The 11,255-nt window shown below is 68.8% G+C and carries 14 protein-coding genes; 4 read left to right on the forward strand and 10 right to left on the reverse strand.

Going from position 1 to position 11,255, the window contains the following annotated elements; translation table 11 throughout:
* The first annotated feature begins 31 nt into the window (after positions 1–31).
* Positions 32–742, forward strand: a complete 711-nt coding sequence (locus tag ACIA58_RS38360; RefSeq protein ID WP_396408788.1) for an alpha/beta fold hydrolase — start codon at positions 32–34, stop codon at positions 740–742.
* A 19-nt stretch (positions 743–761) separates the two neighbouring features.
* On the opposite strand, the gene rlmN is transcribed toward ACIA58_RS38360, so the two are convergent.
* The 4 genes from rlmN to ACIA58_RS38380 form a co-directional block, all read right to left on the reverse strand.
* Positions 762–1,880: a 23S rRNA (adenine(2503)-C(2))-methyltransferase RlmN gene (gene rlmN, locus ACIA58_RS38365; RefSeq protein ID WP_396408789.1), complete on the reverse strand. Its 1,119-nt coding sequence runs from the start codon at positions 1,878–1,880 to the stop codon at positions 762–764.
* A 41-nt stretch (positions 1,881–1,921) separates the two neighbouring features.
* On the reverse strand, positions 1,922–2,230 hold the full coding sequence (locus tag ACIA58_RS38370) for a SelT/SelW/SelH family protein (protein ID WP_396408790.1): 309 nt from the start codon (positions 2,228–2,230) through the stop codon (positions 1,922–1,924).
* A gap of 40 nt (positions 2,231–2,270) precedes the next feature.
* A complete protein-coding gene (locus tag ACIA58_RS38375; protein WP_396408791.1) occupies positions 2,271–2,954 on the reverse strand; it encodes a C39 family peptidase in 684 nt (227 codons plus the stop codon).
* Between the two features lie 85 nt (positions 2,955–3,039).
* Positions 3,040–3,954 carry an LLM class flavin-dependent oxidoreductase gene (locus ACIA58_RS38380; protein ID WP_396408792.1) on the reverse strand — a complete coding sequence of 305 codons (915 nt, stop codon included), beginning with the start codon at positions 3,952–3,954 and terminating at the stop codon, positions 3,040–3,042.
* A 62-nt stretch (positions 3,955–4,016) separates the two neighbouring features.
* On the opposite strand from ACIA58_RS38380, the gene ACIA58_RS38385 reads away from it, so the two are divergent.
* Both ACIA58_RS38385 and ACIA58_RS38390 read left to right on the forward strand, forming a co-directional pair.
* Complete coding sequence (locus ACIA58_RS38385) at positions 4,017–4,421, forward strand: MarR family winged helix-turn-helix transcriptional regulator (protein ID WP_396408793.1); 405 nt, start codon at positions 4,017–4,019, stop codon at positions 4,419–4,421.
* A gap of 28 nt (positions 4,422–4,449) precedes the next feature.
* Complete coding sequence (locus ACIA58_RS38390) at positions 4,450–5,400, forward strand: LLM class flavin-dependent oxidoreductase (RefSeq protein ID WP_396408794.1); 951 nt, start codon at positions 4,450–4,452, stop codon at positions 5,398–5,400.
* On the opposite strand, the gene ACIA58_RS38395 is transcribed toward ACIA58_RS38390, so the two are convergent.
* The 6 genes from ACIA58_RS38395 to rpsB all read right to left on the reverse strand — a co-directional run bounded on the left by ACIA58_RS38395 (position 5,390) and on the right by rpsB (position 10,254).
* Positions 5,390–5,980 (reverse strand): GNAT family N-acetyltransferase, encoded by a 591-nt coding sequence (locus tag ACIA58_RS38395; RefSeq protein WP_396408795.1) that lies wholly within the window; start codon positions 5,978–5,980, stop codon positions 5,390–5,392. The two genes, ACIA58_RS38390 and ACIA58_RS38395, sit on opposite strands and share 11 nt — an antisense overlap.
* The gene (locus ACIA58_RS38400; protein ID WP_396408796.1) at positions 5,977–6,825 is read right to left on the reverse strand and encodes a phosphatidate cytidylyltransferase; all 849 of its coding nucleotides are present in this window, start codon (positions 6,823–6,825) and stop codon (positions 5,977–5,979) included. The genes ACIA58_RS38395 and ACIA58_RS38400 overlap by 4 nt, the downstream gene beginning before the upstream one ends.
* On the reverse strand, positions 6,825–7,379 hold the full coding sequence (gene frr, locus ACIA58_RS38405) for a ribosome recycling factor (protein ID WP_396409291.1): 555 nt from the start codon (positions 7,377–7,379) through the stop codon (positions 6,825–6,827). The genes ACIA58_RS38400 and frr overlap by 1 nt, the downstream gene beginning before the upstream one ends.
* A 96-nt stretch (positions 7,380–7,475) precedes the next feature.
* The gene (pyrH, locus tag ACIA58_RS38410; protein ID WP_238160771.1) at positions 7,476–8,237 is read right to left on the reverse strand and encodes a UMP kinase; all 762 of its coding nucleotides are present in this window, start codon (positions 8,235–8,237) and stop codon (positions 7,476–7,478) included.
* Between the two features lie 49 nt (positions 8,238–8,286).
* The gene (gene tsf / locus ACIA58_RS38415; protein ID WP_396408797.1) at positions 8,287–9,105 is read right to left on the reverse strand and encodes a translation elongation factor Ts; all 819 of its coding nucleotides are present in this window, start codon (positions 9,103–9,105) and stop codon (positions 8,287–8,289) included.
* 111 nt (positions 9,106–9,216) lie between these two features.
* Positions 9,217–10,254 (reverse strand): 30S ribosomal protein S2, encoded by a 1,038-nt coding sequence (gene rpsB, locus ACIA58_RS38420; protein ID WP_396408798.1) that lies wholly within the window; start codon positions 10,252–10,254, stop codon positions 9,217–9,219.
* A 287-nt stretch (positions 10,255–10,541) separates the two neighbouring features.
* Between rpsB and ACIA58_RS38425 the strand changes: the two genes are divergently transcribed.
* Positions 10,542–11,165: a M23 family metallopeptidase gene (locus ACIA58_RS38425; RefSeq protein ID WP_396408799.1), complete on the forward strand. Its 624-nt coding sequence runs from the start codon at positions 10,542–10,544 to the stop codon at positions 11,163–11,165.
* Positions 11,166–11,255: the final 90 nt, after the last annotated feature.

The raw sequence follows: 11,255 nt of genomic DNA on the forward strand, positions 1-11,255 counted from the left end.
ATGGCCGACTGCTCGCAGTACTGTGCGCGGCATGGGTGAGTTCGTGCTGGTGCCGGGGGCTCGGCTGGGGGCCTGGGCGTGGGACATGGTCGCTGAGCACCTGCGGGGCGCTGGGCACGCGGTGTATCCGGTGACGTTGAGCGGGCTGGCGGAGCGCCATCGGCCGGACGCGGACCGGGTCGGACAGCAACAGCACGTCGAGGACATCGTCTCGGTGGTCGAGGGCAACGAGTTGTACGACGTGGTGCTGGTCGGGCACAGCTACTCGGGGATCCCGGTGGGGCAGGCGGCCGGGCGGATCGGCGACCGGCTGCAACGGGTCGTGTACGTCGACTCGAGCGTCCCGGCTGACGGCCTGTCGTTCGCGGACGGCTGGCCCGACGACGAGCGGGCTTGGCTGGAGGAGCAGCTGATCGAAGGCGACGGCACCTGGTTGCCGGCTGAAGCGGAGCACTTCGTCGACCAAGACCTGTCCGAGGAGGCAGTCAGCCGGCTGGTGTCCCGCAGTACGCCGCACCCGGGCCTGACGCTGACGCAACCGGCGCGGTTGACCAGGCCGGTCCGCGAGCTGCCCACGACGTACATCAAGTGCCTCATGGCAGGCGATGCGCCGTCTGCCGATGTGCAGGAGCACCTGCAGTCGCCGCAGTGGGAGCTGCTCGAGATGCCGACCGGCCACTGGCCGATGCTTTCGCAGCCCGCAGCTCTCGCCCAGATCCTCGACGGAGTAGTGGTCAGCTGAGGAGCGCCCGGTTTGTCGGTTACTTGCTGGCGGCGGCGAGTTGGCCGCAGGCGCCGTCGATTTCCTGGCCGCGGGTGTCGCGGACGGTGGTGGGGATGCCGGCGGCCTCGAGGCGGCGGACGAACTCGCGCTCGTCGGCCGGATCGGAGGCGGTCCACTTCGAGCCGGGAGTCGGGTTCAGCGGGATCAGGTTGACGTGCACCCAGCCCCAGTCGCCACGCGCGTTCAGCTTCTCGGCGAGCAGGTCCGCCCGCCAGGCGTGGTCGTTGATGTCGCGGATCATCGCGTACTCGATCGAGACGCGCCGCTTGGTCTGCCGCGCGTACTCCCAGGCCGCGTCCAGCACCTCGTCGACCTTCCAGCGGTTGTTGATCGGCACCAGCTCGTCGCGCAGCTCGTCGTCCGGCGCGTGCAGCGACAACGCGAGCGTCACCGGGATCCCCTCGGTCGCGAGCTGGTTGATCCGCGGCACCAGCCCGACCGTCGACACCGTTACACCGCGGGCCGAGATCCCCAGCCCCTCCGGCGACGGATCGGTGAACCGGCGGACGGCGCCCATCACGGCCTTGTAGTTGGCCATCGGCTCGCCCATGCCCATGAAGACGATGTTGCTGACCCGCCCCGGCCCGCCGGCGATCTCGCCGCGCGCCAGCGCCCGCGCACCGTCGACGACCTGCTCGACGATCTCCGCGGTCGACATGTTCCGCGTCAGTCCGCCCTGGCCGGTCGCGCAGAACGGGCACGCCATCCCGCACCCCGCCTGCGACGACACGCACATCGTCGTGCGGCCCGGATACCGCATCAGGACCGACTCGACGAGCGATCCGTCGAGCAGCTTCCACAGCGTCTTGCGGGTCTCCCCGTTGTCGCACTCGAGGTCCCGGACGCGGGTCAGCAGCGGCGGCATCAGGTCCGCGACCAGCTTGTCCCGGGTCCCGGCCGGCAGGTCGGTCATCTCGGCCGGGTCGGACACCAGCCGGGAGAAGTAGTGGTTGGACAGCTGCTTGGCCCGGAACGCGGGCTCACCCAGCGCGGCAACCGCAGTACGGCGCTCCTCCCCCGTGAGGTCGGCCAGGTGCCGCGGCGGCTTCTTGGCGCGGCGCGGCTCATCGAAGACAAGGGGAAGGGAGGTAGTCATAACCGATCCATTGTCGCAAGCGCCCCGGATGATTCACAAATTCACGACCCATGACTCTCGTCACCGGCGGCCTTGCGGTCCGAGTGGCCGAGCTTGCGGTCCGGGGCGATCCGGTCGCGCACCATCTGCTTCAGCAGCGGGATCTCGGCGAATCCACCCTCGGCCTTCCTCGACCACAGCGTCTCGCCGTCCAGTCGTACGTCGAACACACCGCCGGTGCTCGGGATCAGCGCGACCTCCCCCAACTCCTGCGGGAACGTGGTCAGCAACTCCTGCGCGGTCCACGCCGTCCGCATCAACCACCGGCACTGCGTGCAGTACTCGATCTCCAACCGCGGCTCCCTCGTCACGGCGACCAAGGTATCTCGCCGTGACGAGGGACAGGTGGAGTCAGGCCGAGTAGCCCTTGGGCGGGATGAGGGTGGCGAGCTGGTTGAAGGTCAGCCAGTACGTCGCGGTCGGGGCGAACCCGGCCGGATCGGCGATCAGTACGGTCTGGTCGCTGTCGTCGTACCCGATCACCGTGAAGTAGTGGTAGATCGTGTAGTTCGGGTAGCCGGGCGGGTGGTTGCCGGCCGGGGCGACGATGTTGGCGACGATCGGGTAGTTGTTGTTGATGTCCAGGACGACGTCCCGCCAGAGCAGGTCACGCTGCGCCTGGGTGGGCGGATCGTTGGGCATCTCCTTCGTCTCGTACCAGCCGGTGCCGAGGTGGTTGTTGAGCACCGTGGTGACCTGGCCGATCCAGTCCGTGCCGTTGGTCGTGGTCGGCAGCTCGTTGGCCAGCTGCTGCTGGCTCGGCGGCGAGATCCGCGCCGACAGCGCGATCCGGGTCGCGGCCGGGCCACACCAGTAGCCGGTCTGCTGGTACTGGAAGTCGATGTTCAGCGTTCTGACGGTCTGCGTCGAGTAGCCGAGCTTCGGCACCGGCTTGGTCGCGGCGGCTGCCTCCGCCGAGACGGTCCGGGGTGCGGCGGGTGCTGCGGTGGCGGGTGCTGCGGCCAGCGGGAGGGCGGCGGCGGCAATGAGGGCGAGACCGCACAGGGCGGCCTTGAACTTCGTCGTGGGGGTCATGTCAGCTCCTCACACGCGATGGACGACCGGGGCGGATCATCCTGCGTTTGATACTGGCACAAGAATCTGCGGCGTGGTGAAAAAATCACCGACCCTTTCCAGCCTGATCGAAAGGCTCGATGATCTCCCGCACCAGCCAGCGCACGGCGCCTTCCGGATACGGGCGCGGCAGCGACAGCACGATGTGGTCGAACCCCAGTCCAATCGCCCGCTGCACGATCGCACGCGTCTCGGCCGGGTCGTCGTACGACACGATCTGCTGCAGCGATCGGCTGAGCGTCGACGGGTCGCGGCCGATCCGGGCGCATTCCGCGTCCAACCGCCGGACCCGATCGGCGAGGGTGTCGAAGTCGGTGTGCGGCGGGCCGCCGATGTTCCACACGTCGGCGTACTCCGCGACCAGTCCGAGCATCCGGTTGCCCCAGCCGCCGATCAGCAGCGGCGGACCCGCGGGCTGGATCGGTTTGGGCTCGTTGCGGTTGCGCTCGAGTTGGTAGTAGCGGCCGTGGAAGTCGAACTCCTCCTCGGTCCACATCCGGCGCAGGATCTCGATGCTCTCGCGGAGCCGGTCGATCCCCTCCCCCGGCGGAACGAGCGTCAATCCGTAGGCGGCGTACTCCTCGATCGCGGGGTTCGGGCCGGCAATGCCGCTCAGGCCGGCCGGTTGATGGGTGCCGCCGGCGCCGAGGCCCATGATCAGGCGGCCGCCGGAGATCACGTCGAGCGTGCTGGCGATCTTGCCGAGGACGGCCGGCGGGCGGATCCGGTTGCTGGTCACGAGCAGGCCGAGGCGGAGCCGGGTGGTCTGTGCGGCCAACGCGGTGAGCAGGGTCCAGCCTTCGAGGACGTCGCCGTTCTTCGGGCCGGCCAGCGGGAGGAAGTGGTCCCACAGCCAGGCGTCGCGGATCTGCGGAACCTCGTCGGCCTCGAGCCAGACGCGGCGGATATCGGCGTACGGGACGTGCATCGGGGTGGTCTTGAGACCGAAGGTCAGTTCCATAATCGTCAGGGTAGCTGATGATCAGTCTTCCTGATGATCAGTTGCCCGGTAGATTTGACGGTATGGCGTCCGACCGGCTGGGCTATCTGCTCAAACACGTCCTGGCGAAGCTCACCGAGGCTCAGACCAAGGCGCTGGCTCCGCACGGCCTGAACGGCCGCGATCTGGCGGTGCTGTCCGCGATCGTGTCCGGTGAGCCGCTGTCCCAGCTCGAGGTCGCGGCCCGGTTGCGGGTGGACCGCACGTCGATCGGCGACCTGCTGGACGGGCTGGAGGAGCGTGGATTCGTGGAGCGCCGCCGCAGTCCCGAGGACCGCCGGCGGAATGTCGTCGTACTGACGTCGCTCGGCCAATCGACCTATGAAACGGCGGAGCAGATCCGCCTGGAGGTTGAGCGGGCGTTCCTCGCTCCCCTGGCATCCTCGGAGCGTTTCCGGGACGATCTTCGGCTATTGCTCGGGGAATGAGCGCTCCGGCGGACCCGTTGGACTGAACATGCTCTCCGTCCCGCTGTCAGTTCTGGATCGTTCTCGGACGCGCGTTGGCGAGACAGAGCCGGAGACACTGCGTGCGACTGTGGAGTTCGCCCGGCAGGTGGAAGACCTTGGCTACAAGCGTTTCTGGGTGTCGGAGCACCACAGCGTTCCTGGAGTGGTCGGTTCGGCGCCGACTGTCCTCGCGGCCGCCGTTGCTGCTCGCACCGAGCGGATCCGCGTCGGCACCGGCGGGGTGATGCTGCCGAACCACAATCCGCTCGTGGTGGCGGAGCAGTTCGGCGTACTGGAGTCGCTGTACCCGGGGCGCATCGACATGGGCCTCGGCCGCTCGGTCGGCTTCACCAACGGCGTACGGCGCGCGCTCGGCGTCGAGAAGGACGCTGCGGACGACTTCGCCGGACAGGTCCAGGAGCTGCTCGGCTATCTCGCCGGCACTTCAGACGTCCACGCCCGACCAGGCGAGGGTCTGCACATTCCACCCTTCATCCTGGCTGTGGGGGAAGGCGCCTCGATCGCAGCCGCGCTGGGCTTACCTGTCGTACTGGCTGCCCGTCCAGACTCCGAGGACCTGGTCGAGCAGTACCGAACGGCTTTCCAGCCGTCCCCATGGGCCTCGGAGCCGTACGTCGTCCTCGCCGTTACCGCCGCGGTCGGCGACACCGCCTCGGCGGCCCGTCAGCTGCTGTTGCCAGAGGCATGGGCCAGCGCGTACTCACGCACCCGCGGTGTCTTCCCGCCGCTGCAGCCCGATATCCCCGCCGACATGACCGCCCGGGAGCGGGAGTTCTTCGAGAACGCGCTGCGCGGCCAGTACTACGGGACCTCGGACGAGGTGCACGCCGCGCTCGAGGACCTCGTGCAGCGCACGGCCGCGGACGAAGTGCTGGTCACGACCAACACCTACGACCGGGACGATCTCCTCGCCTCACTGGCGAAGCTCATCGGTTGATGCGGTCCTCGAGCCGTTTCCGCACATCCGGCCACTCGTCGGCCAGGATCGAGAACACCACGGTGTCCCGGAACGAGCCGTCGGCCATCCGCATGTGCCGTCGCAGTACGCCCTCACGGGTCGCGCCGAGCTTGGCGATCGCCGCCTGCGAGCGGGTGTTCTTCGTGCCGGTCTGGATCTTCACGCGGCCGAATCCGCACACCTCGAACGCGTGCTCGAGCAGGAGCAGCTTGGCCGCCGGGTTGACCGCGGTCCCCCACACGGCAGGCGCGTAGCCGGTGTAGCCGATGTGGATCCGCTCGTTGACCAGGTCGACGTCGGCGAGGCTCGACGTACCGACAACGGTGCCGTCGGCAACCAACCGGACCACGTACGCGAACCGCTTGGCCGCGGCCGGGATCCACTTCGCGCGCATCTCGTCCGCGCCGGCCGGCATCGCGGCCGGTCCGCCACCGAAGCCGCTGGCGTACACCTGCTCGTTGCCGATCGCGGCGTACAACTCGTCGATGTCCGACGCCTGCATCCGATCGAGGCGCACGACGTCGCCGACCAGCGAACGTCCGTCCGGTGCGATCGTCATGCCTTCACCAGCAGGTGCAGCAGGAGCCAAACCACGGGCGCGGTCGCGAGCAGCGAGTCCAACCGGTCCATCAGCCCTCCGTGGCCGGGCAGCAGGTTCGACATGTCCTTGATACCCAGGTCGCGCTTGATCATCGACTCGCCGAGGTCGCCGACCGTGGCGGTCAGTACGGCGACCGCACCGACGATCGCGCCGACCCACCAGTCGCCGTCCAGCAGGAAGACCACCGCGGCGATGCCGGCGCCGATACACGCCAGCGCGGAGCCGGTGAATCCTTCCCAGGACTTCTTCGGGCTGATCGTCGGCGCCATCGGGTGCTTGCCGAACAGCACGCCCGCGACGTACCCGCCGACGTCACTGGCGACGACGACCACGAAGAACGTCACCACCCGCCCCGGGCCGTCCGCGTCCGGCTGGACCAGCAGAATCGCGAATCCCGCCAGCAGCGGGACATAGCCGATCAGGAACACGCCCGCACTCACGTCCCGGACGAACCCGACCGAACCGCCCGGCATCCGCCAGAAGATCGTCCCCAGGACCGTCAGCGCCAGCGCGACCAGCAGCGCCATCGGTCCCCCGAAGTACGCCGCGGCCAGCATCGCCGTCGTACCGGCGAACAGCGGGATCCGCGGGATCGCCGCGCCCCCGGTGCGCAGAGCCTTCATCATCTCGTCGACGGCGATCAGAACGACCGCGAGCACCAGGACGGTGAACAGGACCTTCTGCCAGTACAGCGATCCGAGGATCAGGGCGCCGAGCCCGACGCCCACCGCGATCGCGGCGGGCAGATTGCGCCCGGCACGGCTCGGGCTGGGACTCGGCGCGGGCGTGCTGTCGACGCCCATCACACCTCGAGCAGTTCGGCTTCCTTGTGCTTGAGCAGGTCGTCGATCGAGTCGACGTACTTCTTCGTCAACCCGTCGAGCCGCTTCTCAGCACTCTTGCCCTCGTCCTCGCCCGCGTCGCCGTCCTTGACCGTCTTGTGGACCTGGTCCATGGCGTGCCGGCGGATGTTGCGGATCGAGACCCGGGCCTCCTCGCCCTTGGTCTTGGCGACCTTGATGTACTCCTTGCGGCGTTCCTCGGTCAGCTGCGGCATCACCACCCGGATCACCGCGCCGTCGTTGCCCGGGTTCACACCGAGGTCGGAGTCGCGGATCGCCTTCTCGATCGCCGCCATCGCACCCTTGTCGTACGGCGAGATCAGCACGGTCCGGGGCTCCGGCACCTGGAAGCCGGCCAGCTGCTGCAGCGGCGTCGGGCTGCCGTAGTAGTCGGCCAGGATGCCCGCGAACATCTGCGGGTGCGCCCGGCCGGTGCGGATCGCGGCGAAGTCGTCCTTCGCGACCTCCACGGCCTTCGCCATCTTCTGCTCGGCTTCGCGGAGAGCTTGGTCGATCACGACATTCCTCGCTTCCTCTGGGCCGCGTCGATGCGGCCACTCCTACTGCGCCTTGTGACACCCGATCCTAGTGGTACGCCGCCCTGGCCCGGGTTATTGCCCCCGGGAGACGACCGTGCCGATCTTCTCGCCGTGGATCACCCGGGCGATGTTGCCTTCCTCGAGGCCGAAGATCACGATCGGCAGCGCGTTGTCGCGGGCCAGGCTGATCGCGGTGGCGTCGGCCACCCGCAGGCCGCGGGCCAGGAAGTCGTCGTACGACAGCTGGTCGAACTTGACCGCGTCCGGGTTCTTCTTCGGGTCGGAGTCGTACACGCCGTCCACGCCCTGCTTGCCCATCAGCAGCGCCTCGGCGCCGACCTCGAGCGCACGCTGGGCGGCGACGGTGTCGGTGGAGAAGTACGGCATGCCGGAACCGGCGCCGAAGATGACCACGCGGCCCTTCTCCAGGTGCCGCTCGGCCTTGCGCGGGATGTACGGCTCGGCGACCTGACCCATCGTGATCGCGGTCTGCACCCGGGTCTCGATACCGAGCTTCTCCAGGAAGTCCTGCAGGGCCAGGCAGTTCATCACGGTGCCGAGCATGCCCATGTAGTCGGCCCGGTTCCGCTCCATGCCGCGCTGCTGGAGCTCGGCGCCGCGGAAGAAGTTGCCGCCGCCGACCACCACGGCGACCTGGACACCGGCCCGGGCCACCTCGGCGATCTGCTTGGCGATCGAGTTCACCACGTCGGGGTCGACGCCGAGCTTGCCGCCGCCGAACACCTCACCCGACAGCTTGAGCAGCACCCGGTGATAGGCCGGGGCGAACGGCGAAGAGGCCGGATTCGTCTCGGTACCCAGGGTTTCCGTCACGATTCCGGCCTCCTCGTTCGTTGCTGTCCGGTTCAGATCCTTCGCGGGATCAGGCGCCGACCTCGAAGCGGGCGAACCGCTTCACGGTCACACCGGCCTCGTCGAGCACGGCCTTCACGGACTTCTTGTTCTCGGTCACCGACGGCTGCTCGAGCAGGACGACGTCCTTGAAGAAGCCGTTCACCCGGCCCTCGACGATCTTCGGCAGGGCCTGCTCCGGCTTGCCCTCCTCGCGGGCGGTCGCCTCGGCGATCCGCTTCTCGTTCTCGACCGTCTCGGCCGGGACCTCGTCGCGGGTGGTGTACAGCGGGCGCATCGCGGCGGCCTGCATGGCGGCGCCACGGGCGGCCTCGACGTTGTCGCCCTCGAACTCGACCAGTACGCCGACCTGGGCCGGCAGGTCCGCGGCACGCTTGTGCATGTACGCGGTCACCCGGCCGTCGAACACGGCCACCTTGCCGAGCTCCAGCTTCTCGCCGATGACGGCGGCCAGCGCCTCGATGTTCTCGGCGACCGACTTGCCGTCGGTCAGCTTCTCGGTCAGCAGGCCCTCGACGTCGCCGACCTTGCTCGCCGAAGCGTGCGCGACGATGTCGGCGGCGAGCTGCTGGAACTGCTCGTTCTTGGCGACGAAGTCGGTCTCGCAGTTGAGCTGGACCAGCGCGTTCTCCGCCGCGGCCACCAGGCCGTTGGTGGCGGACCGCTCGGCGCCCCGCTTGGCGGCCTTGGCGGCGCCGTGGATGCGCAGCTCCTCGATCGCCTTCTCGAAGTCGCCGTCGGTGGTCTCGAGCGCCTTCTTCGCGTCCATCATGCCCGCGCCGGTGGCGTCGCGGAGCTTCTTCACGTCAGCGGCGGTGTAGTTCGCCATTCCTCGTTCTCTCGTCTTGTCGATGCGGCTGGATGGGCGGGGCAGGCCCGGTTGCGGACCGTGCGGCGCAGCGGGGTGCCGCCCGGCGGGACCGGGCGGCATCCATGGCTGTCAGGCCTCGTCGGCCTTCGGGGTCTCCTCGGCCTTGGCCTCGGTCTCCTCAGCCTTGACCTCGGTCGTCTCGGCCTTGGCCTCGGTGGGCTCCTCGGCCTTGACCTCGGTCTCCTCGGCCTTGACCTCGGTCTCCTCTACCTTGACCTCGGTCGCCACCGGCGCAGCCTCGGCCGGGGCGGCCTCGGCGGCCTTGTCCTCGGTCTTGGCGTCAGCGGTCTTGGCGTCGGCGGCCTTGGCGTCAGCGGCCTTGGCGGTGCCGTTCTGGCTCTCCAGCAGCTCGCGCTCCCAGGCGGCCAGCGGCTCTTCCTGACCCAGCTCCTCGCCGGAGGCGGCGGCGCCCTGGCCCGAGCGGCCCATCAGGCCGTCGGCGACGGCGTCGGCGACGACCCGCGTGAGCAGGCCGACCGAGCGGATCGCGTCGTCGTTCCCCGGAATCGGGTAGTCGACCTCGTCCGGGTCGCAGTTGGTGTCCAGGATGCCGATGATCGGCAGCTTCAGCTTGCGCGCCTCGTCGACGGCGAGGTGCTCCTTCTTGGTGTCCACGATCCACACGGCGGCCGGAACCCGGGCCATGTCGCGGATACCGCCGAGGGTCTTGAGCAGCTTGTCGTGCTCGCGACGCTTCTGCAGCAGCTCCTTCTTGGTGACACCGGAGGCGGCGACGTCGTCGAAGTCGATGAGCTCGAGCTCCTTGAGGCGCTGGAGCCGCTTGTTCACCGTCTGGAAGTTGGTCAGCATGCCGCCCAGCCAGCGCTGGTTCACGTACGGCATCCCGACGCGGGTCGCCTGCTCGGCGATCGCTTCCTGGGCCTGCTTCTTGGTGCCGACGAACAGGATCGCCCCGCCCGACGCGACCGTGCTGCGGACGAACTCGTACGCGCGGTCGATGTAGGACAGCGACTGCTGCAGGTCGATGATGTAGATGCCGTTGCGCTCGGTGAGGATGTAGCGCTTCATCTTCGGGTTCCAGCGACGGGTCTGGTGCCCGAAGTGCACGCCGCTCTCGAGCAGCTGCTTCATGGTCACGACGGCCATGAGGTGGTCTCCTTTGGCGACCCGGCTGATTCGTCCGGGTCTACTCGGTTGTCTCGCGTCGGATCGGATGATCCGCTGCTCCTGATGCCCGTCGTACGGCTCCGCCCGAAAAGCTCCGGGACCGGTGGAACCGCACACTTGTGCGGGCATGCGTAGTCGTCCCACTCACATGGGACGCCACCGGAAGTGTACGTGACCGGCGGCGGGCAACGCGAACCGGCCCTGGTTATCCACAATCGCGCTGTCGAGGGTCCTGGGCCGTCCGCGGCGACGGCATCTTCCCTGGCATGAACCTCGCCCTGCTCTCCCTCGCCACCCTGACCATCACGCCTGGGCCCGCCGCCTCGGACTGGCCGCTGCAGCCCCGCCCGGAGGTGCTGCGCGGCTTCGAACTACCCGCCAAACCGTGGCTGCCCGGCCACCGCGGCGTCGACCTCGCCGGCCGCCCCGGCCAGCCCGTCCTCGCCGCCACCCCCGGCACGATCACGTACGCCGGTCCACTGGCCGGCCGCGGCGTCATCACGATCACCACCGGCCCCCGCCGTACGACGTACGAACCAGTCGTCCCCGCGGTCTCCGTCGGGACCACCGTCAAGACCGGAACCGTCATCGGCCGCCTCTCCGCCGCCGGCTCACACTGCCTCCCCCGGACCTGCCTGCACTGGGGCCTGGCCCAGGCCAATCAATACCTAAACCCTTTGACCCTCGTCCCCAACCGACCGGTCCGCCTACTCCCACTCACCAATCAACAGACCCGCCCCGCAAGCGCTCCACCCCCACCGTCCCCACCACCACGCGCCACAGACGCCACACCCGCTCCCCCCGCCAACAACCAACGAACAGCCAAACTAATCATCGCCGCCACAGCAGCCCTAACACTGACCGCCGCCCTCCTGATCAGACGCGACTAGCTGTGACCCCACCCACCCTGCCGCCCGCCTACCGTGCCGCTTGGCCCGCCTGCCCTTTGGCCAACTGCCTCCGCCTGCCCCTTGGCCTGC

It is taken from the genome of Kribbella sp. NPDC051586 (genome assembly GCF_044453965.1).
In the GTDB taxonomy this organism is placed as follows: domain Bacteria; phylum Actinomycetota; class Actinomycetes; order Propionibacteriales; family Kribbellaceae; genus Kribbella.

Coding starts and splice junctions, on each gene's coding strand:
- ACIA58_RS38425 (WP_396408799.1), top strand. CDS start 10,542: ATGAACCTCGCCCTGCTCTCCCTCGCCACCCTGACCATCACGCCTGGG.
- ACIA58_RS38395 (WP_396408795.1), bottom strand. CDS start 5,980: ATGACGATCGCACCGGACGGACGTTCGCTGGTCGGCGACGTCGTGCGC.
- tsf (WP_396408797.1), bottom strand. CDS start 9,105: ATGGCGAACTACACCGCCGCTGACGTGAAGAAGCTCCGCGACGCCACC.
- ACIA58_RS38385 (WP_396408793.1), top strand. CDS start 4,017: ATGGCGTCCGACCGGCTGGGCTATCTGCTCAAACACGTCCTGGCGAAG.
- ACIA58_RS38360 (WP_396408788.1), top strand. CDS start 32: ATGGGTGAGTTCGTGCTGGTGCCGGGGGCTCGGCTGGGGGCCTGGGCG.
- rpsB (WP_396408798.1), bottom strand. CDS start 10,254: ATGGCCGTCGTGACCATGAAGCAGCTGCTCGAGAGCGGCGTGCACTTC.
- ACIA58_RS38375 (WP_396408791.1), bottom strand. CDS start 2,954: ATGACCCCCACGACGAAGTTCAAGGCCGCCCTGTGCGGTCTCGCCCTC.
- ACIA58_RS38400 (WP_396408796.1), bottom strand. CDS start 6,825: ATGGGCGTCGACAGCACGCCCGCGCCGAGTCCCAGCCCGAGCCGTGCC.
- rlmN (WP_396408789.1), bottom strand. CDS start 1,880: ATGACTACCTCCCTTCCCCTTGTCTTCGATGAGCCGCGCCGCGCCAAG.
- ACIA58_RS38380 (WP_396408792.1), bottom strand. CDS start 3,954: ATGGAACTGACCTTCGGTCTCAAGACCACCCCGATGCACGTCCCGTAC.
- ACIA58_RS38390 (WP_396408794.1), top strand. CDS start 4,450: ATGCTCTCCGTCCCGCTGTCAGTTCTGGATCGTTCTCGGACGCGCGTT.